Genomic DNA, 15,697 nt, shown 5'->3' on the forward strand with positions numbered 1-15,697 from the left:
CCAACGGCGCGATGGCTTCCTCCACAGGGTAAGCGGCGCTTGATCCAAGGCGGCGATGCCGTTCATCGCGATCGATCGGGGCGCCGAACCGGCGTTCCCACACCGAACCAGCCGTCCCCACACTGGCTGGCTTCGGACCATACAGGCTCAGGTCGATGTAACTGCATGTAATGGCACTGCCTGCGGTGGCAGACCATTACATTCCCGCCAAGCCGCGATCGAAGGCAAGTCTTTAGAATGGCGCCGCTCGAATGCGATTCATTCGCTATGGCGCTGTCTGGCACGAACGCGTGCGCATGGATTCGCCCGTGCCCACGCGTGCCCGCCGATCGCACGCCCCTGCGCGTACGGCACTCGAGCCCTGCAGCGTCCGCCGCCGTCCACCGACCTGGAGTTCCGCCCATGAACCGCACCCCCACTTGGCGGCGCCTGCTGCCGTTGCTCGCCATCGTCTGCTGCTGGCTGGGCCTGGCCACGCCCGCCGGCGCGGTCGAGGTCACCGACGTCTTGGGCCGCACCGTCAAGCTCGACCACGCACCCCAGCGCATCGTGCTCGGCGAAGGGCGGCTGTTCTTCGCCCTGGCCCTGCTCGACCGCGACAACCCGTTCCAGCGCGTGGTCGGTTGGCAGAACGACATGCGCCTGCTCGACCCGCACACCTATGAGGTGTACGCCAAGCAGTACCCGCAGATCGCCAAGCTGCCGCTGATCGGCCAGGCGTCGGAGCAGAGCGTCAGCGCCGAGCAGATCCTGGCGCTCAAGCCGGACCTGGCGATCTTCAGCATCGCCGGCGAAGGCCCGACCCAGCACAGCCCGGTGGCCGACCTGCTGGCCAAGGCCGGCGTTCCGGTACTGTTCATCGACTTCCGCGTGCAGCCGATCCGCAACACCCGGGTCAGCCTCGAAGCGCTGGGCACCTTGCTCGACCGCAAGGCGCAGGCGCAGGCCTTCCTCGACCTGTACGACCGCCACTTGCAACGCGTCGAGCAGGCTGTCGCCGGCCTCGAAGACCGCGAGCGGCCCAAGGTCTTCCTCGAGTTGCTGCCCGGCGTCTGGCAGGCGCCGGGGCACACCACCGGCAAGAGCGGCCTGGGCAGCGTGGTCGACGCCGTGGGCGGGCACAACATCGCCGCCGACGTGATCCCCGGCGCCCTGGGCGATGTTAGCGTGGAATACGTGCTGCAACGCGACCCCGACGTGTACATCGCCACCGGCAACCGCGCACCGGGCGTGCTGCTCGGCGCCGGCGTGTCCCAGAAGACCGCACAGGACAGCTTGGCGCGCATCACCGCCCGCCCCGAGTTCGCGCCGCTGCGGCCGATCCAGCAGGGCCAGGCCCATGCCCTGTGGCATGACTTCTACAACTCGCCGTTCAACATCCTGGCCATCGAAGCCATGGCCCGCTGGATCCACCCCGAGCGCTTCAAGGACCTCGACCCGCAGGCGACCCTGGCCGAGATCAACCAACTGCTCAAGGTCGCTCTGCAAGGCAGCTACTGGATCGACGCGAAATGACCGCACAGCCTATTGGCGATGCGCTACAGGCCGTAGCGCGCTATCGCCGCCTGCTGTGGCGACGCACCTGGCTGGTCGCGGGTCTGGCGCTGCTGCTGGTGCTCGCCGTGCTCGGCGACCTGGCCAGCGGCGCCTCGGGCATGGGCCTGGCGCAACTGCTGCACGGCGTCTTTGACCCGACCAGCCTCAGCGCCACCGAGCGGGTGATCATCTGGAACGTGCGCCTGCCCTATGCGCTGATGGCCGTGCTGGTGGGCGCGGCGTTGTCGCTGGCCGGCGCGGAGATGCAGGCCATCCTCGACAACCCGCTGGCGAGCCCCTTCACCTTGGGCGTGTCGTCGTCGGCGGCGCTCGGCGCCTCGCTGGCGATCGCCTATCCCCTGGGCGTCGCATGGCTGGCGCCCAGCGTGCAGGTGCCCTTGATGGCCTTCGTCTTCGCCTGCCTGTCGGTGCTGTTGCTGCAAGCGATGTCGCGCCTGCGCGGCGCCGGCGTGCAGAGCCTGGTGCTGTTCGGCATCGCCCTGGTGTTCAGCTGCAACGCGCTCGTGTCGCTGTTGCAGATGCTGGCCACCGAAGACGTGCTGCAACAACTGGTGTTCTGGACGCTGGGCAGCCTGGCACGGGCCAACTGGGATTCGTTGACCCTGTTGGCCATCGTGCTCGCCGCGGTGCTGCCGTTCTCGCTGCGCGCCGCACCGGCCATGACCCTGCTGCGCATGGGCGAAGACCGCGCCCGCAGCTTCGGCGTCGACACCCGTCGCCTGCGCCGCGCCTCGCTGCTGCGCATCAGCCTGTTGGCGGCCACGGCGGTGGCGTTCGTCGGCACCATCGGCTTCATCGGCCTGGTGGGGCCGCACATCGCACGTTTGCTGGTGGGCGAGGACCAGCGCTTCCTGCTCCCGGCCAGTGCGCTGGTCGGGGCCTTGCTGCTGGCGCTGTCGTCGGTGGCGAGCAAAGTGATCCTGCCGGGCATGATCGTGCCGGTGGGCATCGTCACCGCATTGGTGGGCGTGCCGGTGTTCGTGGCGCTGGTGTTCCGCCGAGGGAGAAACCTGTGAGCCTGTCGATCGACGCGCTGTACGTGGCCTATGGCAAACGCGCGGTCATCCAGGGCCTGAGCCTGCCGCCGCTGCCCAGCGGCAGCCTGGTGGCGCTGGTCGGCCCGAACGGTGCCGGCAAGTCCACCTTGCTGCGCGCGCTGGCCGGGCTGGAACCGATGAAGGGTGCGGTGACCCTCGACGGCGTCGACGTAACCCAGCTGAATTTCGCCGAGCGTGCCCGGCGCCTGAGCTACATGCCCCAACAACTGCCGCCCGGCATTGCCCTGGGCGTACTGGAAAGCATCATCGTCGGCCTGCGCGTCGGCGGCGCCGAGCATCCCGCCGCCCTGGCCTTCGAGGCGCTGCGCCAGTTGGGCATCGAACACCTGGCCGAACGCGGTCTCGACGCGCTGTCGGGCGGGCAGAAACAGCTGGTGGCGCTGGCCCAGCTGTTGGCGCGCACTCCCCAGGTGCTGTTGCTCGACGAGCCCACCAGCGCGCTGGACCTGCACTATCAGTTGCGGGTGATGGACGCGGTGCGCCAACGCGTCCAGACCCAGCGCCTGCTGGCCATCGCCGTGCTGCACGACATCAACCTCGCGGCCAGCCACGCCGACACCCTGGTGATGCTCGACCGGGGCCGCGTGGTGGCCTGCGGTACCCCGGAGGACGTGTTGCGACCGGCGCTGCTGGCCGAGGTGTATGGGGTGCAGGCACGGGTCGAACGCTGCTCGCGCGGGCGGTTGCAAGTGCTGGTCGACAGGGCGGTGTCGTAGCCGCGACGCCCGTGCGAGGGCGCGCGGCGCGCATCACTCGAACACGCCGCTGACCGTGCCCAGGCCCAGTGCCGTACGCCGGGCCTCCAGCGCGTGGTCCGGCGCGCGCTTGCCGCTGATCAACCGTACGGAGCGCAAGGTGGGAGGCGGCGAATCGAGCAGGCTCGGCAGGTCCAGGGCCGGCGTCTTGTAGATCGACAGCTTGCTCAGCGGCACCTGACGCATACCGTCCAGTTGGGCCAGGGTCTTGAGGTTTTCCAGGCGCAGCGCACGCAGTTGCCGACAAGGCGCCAGGTTCAGGCATGCGATGTGCGGCTGGTCTTCCACCTGCAGCACGTGCAACTGCGCAAAGTGCGCCAGGTCCAGTGCCTGCAACCCGCGCACGCGGCACACCCACAAGTGCGTAACGCTGTCGCTGCGCACTTCGGCTATCGTCTTGCGGCTACCAAAGCCGATGGACAGCTCGCGCAGGTGGGGGAGGGTGGCGACCACTTCCAGAGAGGTACTGGCCGGCTGCCGCCACAGGCTGAGTTCGTTCAGCGCGCTCAATGCCCGCAGCGGCGCGAGGCCGGTGGTTTTCGCACTGAGATGAAAGGCTTGCATGTGCGGTAACCGGCTTACTGGCAGCAGGTCGAGCTTTGGGCCCGTTTCCTGGCCTACGCTCAGTTGGCGCAAGGTGCGTAGCGTATCGAAAGCCACCAAGGGGTTGAGGTCGACCTTATCGATGTTCAGGGCGAGGCTGTGCAGGCCAGTCAGGCCCTGGAGCCGTTCGAGGTGGGCTACCTGATACAGACAGTCGAGGCTCAGCGCCTGCACATTGGGCAGTGCCTCCAGGGTGTGACCGTCGAACGGAGCGCCTGCGTAATGCCCATAGAACCGAACCTCGAGCCGCGGCCCGTAGGTGGCGCACAGGGCATCCAGAGCGGCCAGCACCGGTGCGGGATACTGATCGGGCGCCGAGAACTGCACGGTGACCTGGGCCTGCGCATCGGCCAGGTGCCCATGCACGCTGGTGTGCAGGTCGTGCAAGGAGGGGGCTTGCAGGCGCTGTGGCAGCATGACGTTCTCTTCTCTCGAAGCGGGCTCGGTCGACACTGCCGTGCCCGCTGCGGTTCCGGGTGGCCCTGCCCGAAGGCCCAGGCGGCGCCGCTTAGCGCAGTTGCATGGAGTCCAGTTGCTGCTGGGCGTGGGCGGCCATGCGGTAGGCGTCCAGCGTGGCGGCGATCTCCTCGATGTTCAGGCGACGGCCGTTGCACATCAATCCGGCCGAGTTGATGCGGATGTGCGGCGTGGGCTTGGCCAGGGCCATGGCCTGGTTGCCGAACAACTGGAAAGTGGCGCGGTGCTTGGGCAGGGGGGCGCCGGGGCGCAGGGTCAGCTTTTGCAGGGTGATCATGCCTTCGTCCTTGACCAGGATCTCGGCGATGTCGGTCAGCTCGACCGGCGTGCTCAAGGTGTCGACCGTCAACTGCCGGCGATTCAAACGCATGAACACGGCCTTGCCGGCGTTGCGGTGCTGCCAGGTCAGCGCGAGAAAGATGACCACCATGACCAGCGCGAAGATCGTCATCTTGTTGCTGCCGATATGGATCCCGTAGCCCATCATGATCAGCGCGCCCAGCAGCAGGATCGGCCCCCATACCTTGAAACGCGTCGTGTTGGTGAACTCGCTCTGCTCCGGCACCTGGGCGATGACCGCGTTCAGTTCGTCGACCACCTGCTGGCGGCCGGCCGCCTGGGCCTGGCTGTGCTCGCGGGTCAGCGACTCGGCCAGGTTGGCCAATGGATCGGGGTTCTGGGGTGTGCTCATGGTGGGGTTTCCTGAGGGCGGATGGAGGTGAGGGTTGGCCGCCGTATCGCGACCTGGAAAAGAACGGGCGAGCCTCGTGCGAGGGCGTTGGCGCTCATGCCCAGGCTCCGGCGGGGTTGGCCGGCGAAGTCGCTTGGGTCAGGTGCGCGAACCACTGGCGGTCGCTGTCCCGGGGCGTGCGTGTGGCTTCGGCGAGCAAGCTCGCGTCGAGCTCCACGCCCAGCTGGCGTACGCGGCTGGCCGTGGACGGGTGGGTGTCGAACGGGTGCTCGACGGCCTGCTCCAGCACGCTGTCGTCCAGGCGCAGGGGCGTGGCACGCAGATGCTCGGCCAAGGCCTGGATCAGATTGGAATGGCGGCCGTCGCCCAGCAGACGCGCTATTTCGCCGTCCAAGGCGACCACCCGCAGCAGGGCCTGGCAGAACAATCGCTCGCCGGCCACCTGGGCGCCGCTGCGGTCGGCGACCAGTTCCTGGGCACGGCTCCAGTGGTGCACCGCGACCTGGAAGTAGTGCAGGAACTGCGCCGTGATCCAGATGGCCGGCCGCTCGATCCAGGACGGGTCCTCATCGGCGGCGCGGATCATGGCGAAGTGCACGCACATCAGCCTGAAGCGTGCTGCCACTTCGCTGCCGCGCTCGGTATCGCGGCTGCTGAAATGCCCCAGTTCGTGGCCGATGATCGCGGCGGTCTCCTGCTGGCTCAGGGTCGACAGGTAGGTCAGCGGCAGGTACAGGGTGCGGCCGCTGAGCACCTGCTGCGAAGGCTGCAGGGTGACGTCCACGCTGGTGACGAAGAACGATTGGTCCACGCCCACCACGATGTGGTCCGGCACCGGCGCGCCGAGGTCGGTGGCCAGGCGCTCGACCCAGGCCCACAGCCCCGGTGCCTCATGGCGGCCCAGACCGCGACCGAGAAAGCTCGACACCGGCGCCTGCATCTCGTACCAGCGTTGGCGCAAGCGCTGAATCAGCATCAGCCCGATGCCCAACACGCCCAGCACCGGGATGGCCGCCAGGGCGATGGCCCAGCCGCCAGCCTTGAAATGGCTCCAGCCATAGTCGATTTCGTACAGCAGGATCACCCCGAGCGAGCCGACCAGCAGCCCGGTGTAGGCCACCAGCCAGCGGCCCAGCACGTGCCAGCTCCGGCTCAGGTGGTCGTGCAGGTATTGTTGCGATCTCAACGCACGCCAGGCGTCCAGGCGCAGCTTGATCCAGGTGGCCGGGCCGGCCAGCAGGGCCGCCAGCGCCAACAGGTAGGCGAGGGTGGCCAGGAGTTGGCGCAGGTGCAGGGACGTGCGGTCGGCATCGGCCTGGGCCACCGTCCATTCGAAGTGTTCGCGCCGGCCTTGTGGGGTCATGACCTGGGTGCGTTCGGCATACGAAAGCTGTTGCAGCAACGCGTCGCTGGGGTTGTCCAGCCACTGCCGCATGACCTGCGCTTCTTCCAGCACGCTGTCGGCCCGCCAGCTTTGCAGACTGCTCCAGGCCATCAGGGCCAGGGGCAGCAGCAGGATCGTCAGGGGCCAGGCCAGTTGCCGCAGGCGGTTCATCATCGTTCAACCTCAGGGTGGGGCTGCGGCACACGGCGGTGCGCGCTTGGAGCGTTCGGGAGGGCTGGGGCGAGCGGTGGCCCATCGACCGTACGGCGCGCAGCGGGCTTGCCAGCGCCGTCGCACACCCACGCCCGGGCAGGCAGGGGTCGCAGAGTGAAATTTCCCGCCCCATCCATGGTCTATTGCGTCTGATCGGCCTCCCTGGCAAAGGCCCATGACGCCCGCGACGCGAGGGCTGCCTGGCTCATCATGGGCGGTCAGGCGGGGCAACGTGCGGCAGGTATCGTTTGGGCTCGAAGCCGCGCGCGGTTCGCTTTCGCGGCTTGAAGTCGGTATTGAAGGCAACCCCAGGCGATCTGCCAAGCACCTGGGCCGCTGCCCACAACAATCAGGCCGTTGCTCACAACGCCCCATGCATCCGCTGTGATGGCGTTATCATTCGCACCGCCCCACAGTCCCCCGGACACACGCCGATGAAACGCTGGAACCCCTACCTGGACACGCACTTCGTATACGACCACCCTGCGGCCCTGGCCACAGCGGGCGTGCTGGACGACAGTGCGCAGCAGGTGCTCGGCAGCGCCATCGGCCACTACCGTGCCCGTACCGTGCGTCCGCACTTGCAGTATTTCGACTGCAACCTGCAATTTCCCGAGGCGCTGCGCATCGACAAGGTGCTGCCCGGCAGCCTGTGCCTGGTACACGTGCTCGACGGGCAGTGGCAGCACGAGGTCGACGGCCAGCTCAACCGTTACACCTTGGGCGGCACCCATTGCCTGGGTTTGAGCGAAAGCATGGAGGCCGTGGACCAACTGCCGGGCGGCAGCCATGCGCGGATGGCGGGCTTGCGCATCGCCGGCGATTTTCTCCACGAGCTGGCCGAGGAGGACGAGACCCTGCGCCCGCTGCTGGGGCTGCTCGACAACGGCATGCAGTTCGCCGAATTCAATCGCTGCAAGACCATGGGCGTGCTGCTGGAGCGGTTGTACCACTCGCCGTACGTCGGTGTGCTGGAGCGTTTGAATCAGGAAAGTCTGAGCCTGGCGGTGCTGGTCGAGCTGGCGAACTTTCTCAAGGGTGAGCCGACTCGGCCCGATCCCGCGCCGCGCGGGCAGCGCGACCTCGCCCACGAAGCGCGTCGCGTGCTCGACGAGCATCTCATCGACCCGCCGGGCAGCGTGGCTCTGGCCCGTCAGCTCGGTGTGGGCGAAACCACCCTGCGCCGGGCGTTCGCCAACGTCTATGGCCAGTCGATGCTGCAGTACCTGCGTCAGGCGCGCATGGAGCTGGCGCGCACCCTGCTGCGCCAGCGCAAGTGGCAGGTGGCGCAGATCGCCTTCCGCCTGGGCTATGCCAATCCGGCGAACTTCAGCCATGCGTACAAGGCGCATTTCGGATACCCGCCAGGGGCCGAGGCCTAGACGCTTTGGGCTGCACGCAGACCAAGCCTGCCTGCCATGCGCCAGGCAGCGCCCAACGACCTCAGCTATCGGCAGCCATCGCCTAGGCGGGCCGGGTGCTGGTCAAGTGGCTGGGCTTGCAACCCGAGAACAGATCCAGTGCCGGGTCGTAGATCCGCGTCTGCACTTGCAGCAAGCCCAGCATCGAGTGGAACAGGTTGTCCTGGCTCAGCTGGGCGCTACGGTTGCGGGCCAGGCAATCCATGTCGATACCGACGGCCTGCTGGTAGGTGTCCGACAACCACACCAGCAATGGCACGTGCTTCTGCTGCTCGGGTGCGAGCATGTAAGGGGTGCCATGCAGGAACAGGTTGAACTCGCCCAGCGATTCGCCGTGGTCCGACAGGTAGACCATGGCGGTGGCGACGTGCGCCTGGTTCTTGCGTAGCACGTCGAGCAACTGGGCCAGGACATGGTCGGTGTACAGCAGCGTGTTGTCATAGGCGTTGACGATGCTGTCGCGGCTGCACTGGTCCAGCGCATTGCTCTTGCACACCGGCGTGAAGCGCTCGAACGCTGCCGGATAGCGCTTGTAGTATTCGGGGCCGTGGCTACCCATCTGGTGCAGCACCAGGACGGTGTCCTGATCGAGGTGGTCGATCAGCGTTTGCAGCCCTTGCAGGAGGATTTCGTCGCGGCACTCGTGGTCGGCGCACAGGGTAGCGTCGGCGGCGTTGCTGAGGTTGACCACCGTCGCACTGGCACAGGTGCCTTTGCAGCCCGATTGGTTGTCGCGCCAGAGCACCTGCACCCCGGCGCGCTTGAGCACGTCGAGCAGGCCTTCGCGGTTGCTGACGGCCGACGCGCTGTAGCCCGCACGGCCCAGGTTGGAAAACATGCAGGGCACCGAGACGGCCGTTTCCGTACCGCAGGAATGCATGTCGGGGAATGCGACCAGCCCTGGCACTCGACTCAATTCGGGGTTGGTGTCGCGGGCATAGCCCAGCAGGCTGAAGTTCTCGGCGCGAGCGCTTTCGCCGACCACCAGCACGGTCAGGGATTTACGTGTCTGGTTCGCCGCAGACCTTACACGCACGGCGTCTTCGCCGATACGTGTGAAGGGTTGCTTCGAACTGGCCACTTGCTCGCGCACATAGTTGATGGAAGCGCCAATGTAATTGCTCGGTACGACCATTAAATGTAATTCATGGTGGTTGCGCAGTAATGACGACAGGCCTTGATAATTGATCAGGCCTACACTGGCGACCAGTGCAGCAGCTCCAGCGGTCACCAGGGTCTTGCTCAGCAGGCTGGGTAACCATCGGCGGTAATTAACGGGCGTTCGCCATAGCAATAAGGAGGGGAGTAGGCCCAACAGTGCTATGTAGGCGAAGAGTGTCGGCGATAACAGGTCGCGTACTTCCGTGGCATTGGTTTCTGCGGCATTACGCAGCATGCCAGTATCGATCAAGATACCGTAACGGTTCATGAAGTACGCTACACCCGCGCTGACCATGAACAGTGCGATCAACACGGGTTTGAACAGTTTCGGTATCGCCAACCAGGTGAGCACGATCGTGAACACACCGAACAGCAGCGTGGCGAACGCTGCCGTCAAGCGCCAGCCCGCGCCGCCTGCCGCAGTGATCGCATCGAGGTGATGCCATAGCGGCAGGTTGAAGGCGCCCAGCAGAAACGCGCTGGCCAGCCCCGTGACAATTTCGGGGCGCACAGGTTTTATCTTGAGCATGGTTGTGATCTTTCGGAAGAAAGTGATGACGCAGGGGCGTGAGCCGTTCTTGTAAGGCGCAAACGTTAATCAGGCACTCATCAAGTTTTCGTGAAAGTAAGGTTGGCGGTGTGTGATTATTTGTAGGGCGTTTCCCAGTGTCCATGTGCAATGAGTGAATGATTATTTAAGTCGGCCATCCAGGTGCCGGCTTAACGAATTTTTTACAGGGTTTTCACTATTAACCTATGTCAGCCGCACTACTGTCGCGGCGCAATCGACTTGCCTACTTGCCTTGCGAGTAAAGGCGTTCTTTCACATTGAGTGGCCGCCTTTATGCGCCCTGTCGCCACTCTTTCCCACTGCGGAGTTCCTGCATGGCTACTAGGCTTTTGTCCACCCCTTCGCGGCCGTTCGATTTTCGGCTGGCGCTGGGCGTGCCCGTGTTGCTGATGGCACTGATGCTGGTGTTCGACATGACGCCGATCGATTTTCGGCTGGAGCATTTGTTCTACCAGCCTGGCGTGGGTTTCATCGGGCGCAAGAGCTACTGGCTGGAGAACATCCTGCACGATCGGGTCAAGCAAGCGGTGATCGCGCTGTCGGTCACGCTGTTCCTGGCGTTCTTGGCCAGCTGGTTCTACGCCCCGCTGCGTCAATGGCGCAGACCGTTGGGCTACGTGGTGCTGGCGCTGAGCCTGACCACCTCGGTGGTGATGCCGTTGAAGATCGCCACGGGCGTGCACTGCCCTTGGAGCCTCAGCGATTTCGGCGGCAGCGAGACCTATACACCATTGCTGGCCCATCGCGCGGAAACCGACAAACCCGGTCTGTGCTGGCCTGGCGGCCATGCGTCCACGGGGTTCTCGCTGATAGCCCTGTTCTTCGCCTTGCGCGACCGTCGGGTCAAGGCTGCGCGGGTCGCGCTGGTGCTGGCGCTGACGCTGGGCGTTGTGCTGTCACTGGGGCGCATGGCGCAGGGCGCGCATTTTCTCTCGCACAACCTCTGGACGCTGCTGATCGACTGGACACTGTGCGTGCTGTGCTACCGCTGGCTGGTGTGGCAACCGGCGCCGGGCAAGGTCAGGGGCGCGACGGGTGCGGTGCGCCTTAGCTCGTGACGCTGCGCGGGCACGCCGCCTGGCGGGGCTATCAGCCTCGTTGGCGAGCGCAAGTTCGCAATCCACGTCGAATCGTGGCGGTCGTCGCCACGATCTGTGCGACGAGCGAAAAAGACGGAACGTCTCGCGCTTGTCTGCCATCCCAACCCTAACACCCTCATGACTGGAGCTGCATCGTGCCCACTGAAAACCAATTTTCCATGCAGAACCCACTCACCCAATACCCGCAGCCAGAATTTCCCAAACAATCACAGACTGCCCCAGGCACTGTCCATGATCTGCAACCCAAAGCGGATCACGGCGAGAGCAGCTATAAGGGATTTGGCCGCTTGGCCGGGCGCAAAGCGCTGATCACTGGCGCAGACTCGGGTATTGGCCGGGCGGCGGCCATCGCTTTCGCACGTGAAGGGGCGGATGTCGTACTCAATTACCTCCCTTCAGAGGAAGCGGACGCACGTGAAGTCGTCGAGCTGATCGAGGCCGCTGGGCGCAAAGCTGTAGCCATACCAGGCGACATCACCAGCGAAAGCTTCTGTCAGCAGTTGGTTGCCCAAGGAGAGCAAGCGTTGGGGGGGCTCGATATCCTGGTCAACGTCGCTGGCAAGCAGACGGCGCAGAAAGATATCGCGGATTTGACGACAGAGCAGTTCGAGCTGACGTTCCGCACCAACGTGACCGCCATGTTCTGGATCTGCAAAGCCGCGCTGCCGCTCATGCCGGCCGGGGCGACCATCATCAACACCGCGTCGATCCAGGCTTACCAGCCCTCGGAAACGCTCCTGGACTACGCGCCGACCAAATCGGCCATCGTCGCCTTCACCAAGGCGCTGTCCAAACAGGTGATCGGCAAGGGCATCCGCGTCAACGCTGTCGCACCGGGTCCTTTCTGGACACCTCTGCAGCCCAGCGGCGGCCAACCCCAAGAAAAAATTCCGGATTTTGGCTCGGAAACACCGATGGGTCGTGCAGGGCAACCCGCCGAATGTGCTCCCATCTACGTGCTGCTGGCCAGCCAGGAGTCGAGTTACATCACCGGCGAAGTGTTTGGCGTGACAGGTGGCAACACGCTGCCTTGAAGACTATGAAATGACCTTGCGCTGCAATGCATATTGCAGCGCAAGGTGGGGCGGTCAACGCCTCGTCAAACCTGATGGTCAGACGTTGAAGCGGAAATGCATCACATCGCCGTCTTTAACGATGTATTCCTTGCCTTCCAGGCGCCATTTGCCCGCTTCCTTGGCGCCGCTCTCACCCTTGAACTGGATGAAGTCTTCGTAGGCCACCACTTCGGCGCGGATGAAGCCCTTCTCGAAGTCGGTGTGGATCACTCCAGCAGCCTGCGGCGCAGTAGCGCCGATGCGCACGGTCCAGGCGCGCACTTCCTGCACGCCGGCGGTGAAGTAGGTCTGCAGGTTGAGCAGCTCGTAGCCGGCGCGGATCACACGGTTCAGGCCAGGCTCTTCCAGGCCCAGGGCCTCGAGGAACATGTCCTTCTCTTCGCCGTCGTCGAGCTCGGCGATTTCCGCTTCGATCTTGTTGCACACCGGCACCACCACCGCGCCTTCTTCCTCGGCGATGGCCTTGACCACGTCCAGGTGCGGGTTATTCTCGAAACCGTCTTCGGCGACGTTGGCGATGTACATCACCGGCTTGCTGGTCAGCAGGTGGAAGCCGCGCACCTGGGCCTTCTCGTCGGCGCTCATGCGCTGCATCAGGCTGCGCGCGGGCTTGCCTTCGGTGAAGTGCGGGATGAGCTGTTCGAGGACGGCCTTTTGCGCCAGGGCGTCCTTGTCGCCGCCCTTGGCGTTGCGGGTGACTTTCTGCAGTTGCTTCTCGCAGCTGTCGAGGTCGGCGAAGATCAGCTCCAGGTCGATGATCTCGATGTCGCGCTTGGGGTCGACGCTGTTGGAGACGTGGATCACGTTCTCGTCTTCGAAGCAGCGCACCACGTGGGCGATGGCATCGGTTTCGCGGATGTTGGCCAGGAACTTGTTGCCCAGACCTTCACCTTTCGAGGCACCGGCCACCAGGCCTGCGATGTCGACGAACTCCATGGTGGTGGGCAGGATGCGGTTGGGTTTGACGATTTCGGCCAGAGCCGCCAGGCGCGCGTCGGGCATCGGCACGATGCCGCTGTTGGGCTCGATGGTGCAGAAGGGGAAGTTCTCAGCGGCGATGCCCGATTTGGTCAGCGCGTTGAACAGAGTGGACTTGCCAACGTTGGGCAGACCGACGATGCCGCAATTGAAACCCATGTGAATTCCCCTCTCTAAGGAAGTCAGGCCTTTTGGCCGTGCAGCTCGCGCATCGCCTTGGCGAAGTCGCCAGCGAGGACATCCGGCAGCACGCCGAGGGCGTAATCGATGCTGGTGTCGAGCTTGTCCTGTTCGGCGCGCGGCGCACGACCCAGCACGAAGTTCGAAACCAGCTTGGCGTCGCCCGGGTGGCCAATGCCAAGCCGCAGGCGGTGGAAATCGTTCTGGTTGCCGAGTTGCGCGATGATGTCGCGCAGCCCGTTATGGCCTCCATGGCCGCCGCCGCGCTTGAGCTTGGCAACGCCCGGAGGCAGGTCGAGTTCGTCGTGGGCCACCAGGATCTCTTGCGGCGCGATGCGGAAGAAATTGGCCAAGGCCGCCACGGACTGGCCGCTACGGTTCATGTAGGTGGTGGGGATCAACAGACGAACGTCGCGGCCCTGATGGCTGAATTTTGCCGTCAGGCCGAAATACTTGCGGTCAGCGGTCAAGGAGACGCGCTGGGCGCTGGCGATGCGTTCAACGAAAAGAGCCCCTGCGTTATGCCGGGTCTGTTCGTATTCGGGGCCGGGGTTTCCCAGGCCAACGATCAACTGGATGGCGGTCACGTCAGGGGCTCTTCCTTGGGGCAGTCAGGGTAGGGTGCGCGGCACTTTACCCTGACCTACAGCGGCGCGCGAGTGATTACTCGGCAGCGCCTTCTTCACCTTCTTCTTCAGCGACGATGCGTGGCGCGTGGACGTTGGCAACGGCTTTGTCGTCGCCGTGGGCCAGGGCCACGAACTCGACGCCTTTCGGCGCTTTGAGGTCGGACAGGTGAATGATGGTGCCGATTTCAGCGCCGTTCAGGTCGACTTCGATGAACTCAGGCAGGTCCTTGGCTTCGCAGGACACTTCGATCTCGGTTTCGGTGTGCGAGATCTCGCCGCCGTTCTTGACGGTGGTTTCTTCGTTGACGAAGTGAACCGGAACCTTGGCAGTCAGCTTCTGGCCAGCGACGACGCGAACGAAGTCGGCGTGCATGATGAAGCCTTTGGACGGGTGGCGCTGCATGGCCTTGACGATGACGTTCTGCTTGGCGCCGTCGACGTTCAGTTCCAGCACGTGGCTGAAAGCCGCTTCGTTTTCGAACAGCTTGGCGATTTCCTTGGCCACGATGGTCAGGGATTGCGCTTCTTTATCGCCACCGTAGACAACGGCAGGGATGCTCAGCGAATGACGCAGGCGGCGGCTCGCACCTTTCCCCAGGTCAGTACGCGCTTGGGCGTTCAGGGTGAAATCGTTCATGTTGTTTCTCCAAAGTAGCCTCCCGGCGGCGTTTGCGACCAGCGCCAGTCGGGAAGGGCAAAAAAGCCCCGCCCCAACGACAGGTTGGGGCGGGGCGCTTTTCGTCAGGGTCGGTCCCGCTTAGCGGAACATCGCACTGATCGATTCTTCGTTGCTGATGCGGCGAACCGCCTCAGCCACTACCGGTGCGATATCCAGTTGACGGATACGGTCACAGGCTTGAGCGGCGGCGGACAGCGGGATGGTGTTGGTCACCACCAGCTCGTCCAGGACCGACTTCTCGATGTTCTCGATCGCACGGCCGGAAAGCACAGGGTGGGTGCAATAGGCATAGACCTTTGCGGCACCGTGTTCTTTCAAGGCTTTGGCCGCGTGGCACAGGGTGCCGGCGGTGTCGACCATGTCGTCTACCAGGATGCAGGTGCGCCCTTCGACATCGCCGATGATGTGCATCACTTCGGAGTGGTTGGCCTTTTCGCGGCGTTTGTCGATGATCCCGAGATCGACGCCCAGCGACTTGGCCACGGCACGTGCACGCACGACGCCGCCAATGTCTGGGGAGACGATCATCAGGTTGTCGAAACGCTGGTCTTCGATGTCGTCGACCAGTACGGGCGAGCCGTAGATGTTGTCGACGGGGATATCGAAGAAACCTTGGATCTGGTCAGCGTGCAGGTCGACGGTGAGTACACGGTCGATACCGACGACAGTGAGCATGTCAGCCACCACTTTGGCGCTGATGGCTACACGTGCCGAACGCGGGCGGCGATCTTGGCGGGCGTATCCGAAGTAGGGAATCACGGCGGTGATTCGCGACGCTGAGGAGCGGCGGAAGGCGTCGGCCATCACTACCAGTTCCATCAGATTGTCGTTGGTTGGAGCGCACGTGGGCTGGATGATGAAGACGTCTTTACCGCGAACGTTTTCATTGATCTCAGTGCTGATCTCGCCGTCGGAGAACTTACCGACAGAAACATCACCCAGTGGAATATGCAGCTGACGTACTACACGCCGAGCCAGATCGGGGTTGGCATTCCCCGTGAAGACCATCATCTTGGACACGCGCAGTACCTGAAGGCTGAGGGTAACCTGGATGAGAATAGGAAAATGGCAGGGGCGGCTGGATTCGAACCAACGCATGGCAGGATCAAAACCTGCTGCCTTACCGCTTGGCGACGCCCCTGTATCTGTTGCTGCGAATACGGA

Annotated in this window: 14 protein-coding genes and 1 tRNA gene; 6 read left to right on the forward strand and 9 right to left on the reverse strand. The window is 64.4% G+C overall.

The window, feature by feature from the left end; all coding sequences use genetic code 11:
- Positions 1–402 precede the first annotated feature (402 nt).
- Genes B4M43_RS07295 through B4M43_RS07305 form a run of 3 tightly spaced genes read left to right on the forward strand, consistent with a single transcriptional unit; the run spans position 403 to position 3,331 of the window.
- Positions 403–1,515, forward strand: coding sequence for an ABC transporter substrate-binding protein (locus B4M43_RS07295; protein ID WP_296265612.1), 1,113 nt, complete (start codon positions 403–405; stop codon positions 1,513–1,515).
- Positions 1,512–2,573, forward strand: a complete 1,062-nt coding sequence (locus B4M43_RS07300) for a FecCD family ABC transporter permease (RefSeq protein ID WP_296265614.1) — start codon at positions 1,512–1,514, stop codon at positions 2,571–2,573. Before B4M43_RS07295 ends, B4M43_RS07300 begins: the two co-directional genes overlap by 4 nt.
- Positions 2,570–3,331: an ABC transporter ATP-binding protein gene (locus B4M43_RS07305; protein ID WP_296265616.1), complete on the forward strand. Its 762-nt coding sequence runs from the start codon at positions 2,570–2,572 to the stop codon at positions 3,329–3,331. The genes B4M43_RS07300 and B4M43_RS07305 overlap by 4 nt, the downstream gene beginning before the upstream one ends.
- Before the next feature lie 33 nt (positions 3,332–3,364).
- Here B4M43_RS07305 and B4M43_RS07310 read toward each other — a convergent pair whose 3' ends face one another.
- From B4M43_RS07310 to B4M43_RS07320, 3 genes are all read right to left on the reverse strand, one after another.
- Complete coding sequence (locus B4M43_RS07310) at positions 3,365–4,390, reverse strand: hypothetical protein (RefSeq protein WP_296265617.1); 1,026 nt, start codon at positions 4,388–4,390, stop codon at positions 3,365–3,367.
- 91 nt (positions 4,391–4,481) lie between these two features.
- Positions 4,482–5,141, reverse strand: a complete 660-nt coding sequence (locus B4M43_RS07315; protein ID WP_296265620.1) for a hypothetical protein — start codon at positions 5,139–5,141, stop codon at positions 4,482–4,484.
- Between the two features lie 94 nt (positions 5,142–5,235).
- On the reverse strand, positions 5,236–6,699 hold the full coding sequence (locus tag B4M43_RS07320) for a M48 family metallopeptidase (RefSeq protein WP_296265622.1): 1,464 nt from the start codon (positions 6,697–6,699) through the stop codon (positions 5,236–5,238).
- A gap of 473 nt (positions 6,700–7,172) precedes the next feature.
- Between B4M43_RS07320 and B4M43_RS07325 the strand changes: the two genes are divergently transcribed.
- Complete coding sequence (locus B4M43_RS07325; RefSeq protein ID WP_296265624.1) at positions 7,173–8,120, forward strand: helix-turn-helix transcriptional regulator; 948 nt, start codon at positions 7,173–7,175, stop codon at positions 8,118–8,120.
- Between the two features lie 82 nt (positions 8,121–8,202).
- Here the strand turns inward: B4M43_RS07325 and B4M43_RS07330 are convergent, their stop codons facing one another.
- Entirely contained in the window at positions 8,203–9,849 is a 1,647-nt protein-coding gene (locus B4M43_RS07330; RefSeq protein WP_296265626.1) for a phosphoethanolamine transferase, read from the reverse strand.
- Positions 9,850–10,205: 356 nt separating this feature from the next.
- Between B4M43_RS07330 and B4M43_RS07335 the strand changes: the two genes are divergently transcribed.
- Positions 10,206–10,949, forward strand: coding sequence for a phosphatase PAP2 family protein (locus B4M43_RS07335; protein WP_296265628.1), 744 nt, complete (start codon positions 10,206–10,208; stop codon positions 10,947–10,949).
- 200 nt (positions 10,950–11,149) lie between these two features.
- A complete protein-coding gene (locus B4M43_RS07340) occupies positions 11,150–12,025 on the forward strand; it encodes an SDR family oxidoreductase (protein ID WP_414707821.1) in 876 nt (291 codons plus the stop codon).
- A gap of 78 nt (positions 12,026–12,103) precedes the next feature.
- Here B4M43_RS07340 and ychF read toward each other — a convergent pair whose 3' ends face one another.
- From ychF to B4M43_RS07365, 5 genes are all read right to left on the reverse strand, one after another.
- On the reverse strand, positions 12,104–13,204 hold the full coding sequence (ychF, locus tag B4M43_RS07345; RefSeq protein ID WP_296265632.1) for a redox-regulated ATPase YchF: 1,101 nt from the start codon (positions 13,202–13,204) through the stop codon (positions 12,104–12,106).
- Between the two features lie 23 nt (positions 13,205–13,227).
- Positions 13,228–13,812, reverse strand: coding sequence for an aminoacyl-tRNA hydrolase (gene pth / locus B4M43_RS07350; RefSeq protein ID WP_296265634.1), 585 nt, complete (start codon positions 13,810–13,812; stop codon positions 13,228–13,230).
- A gap of 76 nt (positions 13,813–13,888) precedes the next feature.
- A complete protein-coding gene (locus B4M43_RS07355; RefSeq protein ID WP_296265636.1) occupies positions 13,889–14,491 on the reverse strand; it encodes a 50S ribosomal protein L25/general stress protein Ctc in 603 nt (200 codons plus the stop codon).
- Positions 14,492–14,611: 120 nt separating this feature from the next.
- Positions 14,612–15,553, reverse strand: a complete 942-nt coding sequence (locus B4M43_RS07360; protein WP_028696334.1) for a ribose-phosphate pyrophosphokinase — start codon at positions 15,551–15,553, stop codon at positions 14,612–14,614.
- 46 nt (positions 15,554–15,599) lie between these two features.
- Positions 15,600–15,674 (reverse strand) — tRNA-Gln (locus B4M43_RS07365).
- Between the last annotated feature and the right edge of the window lie 23 nt (positions 15,675–15,697).

The sequence above is a fragment of the Pseudomonas sp. UBA6562 genome, from assembly GCF_002434265.1.
GTDB lineage: Bacteria > Pseudomonadota > Gammaproteobacteria > Pseudomonadales > Pseudomonadaceae > Aquipseudomonas.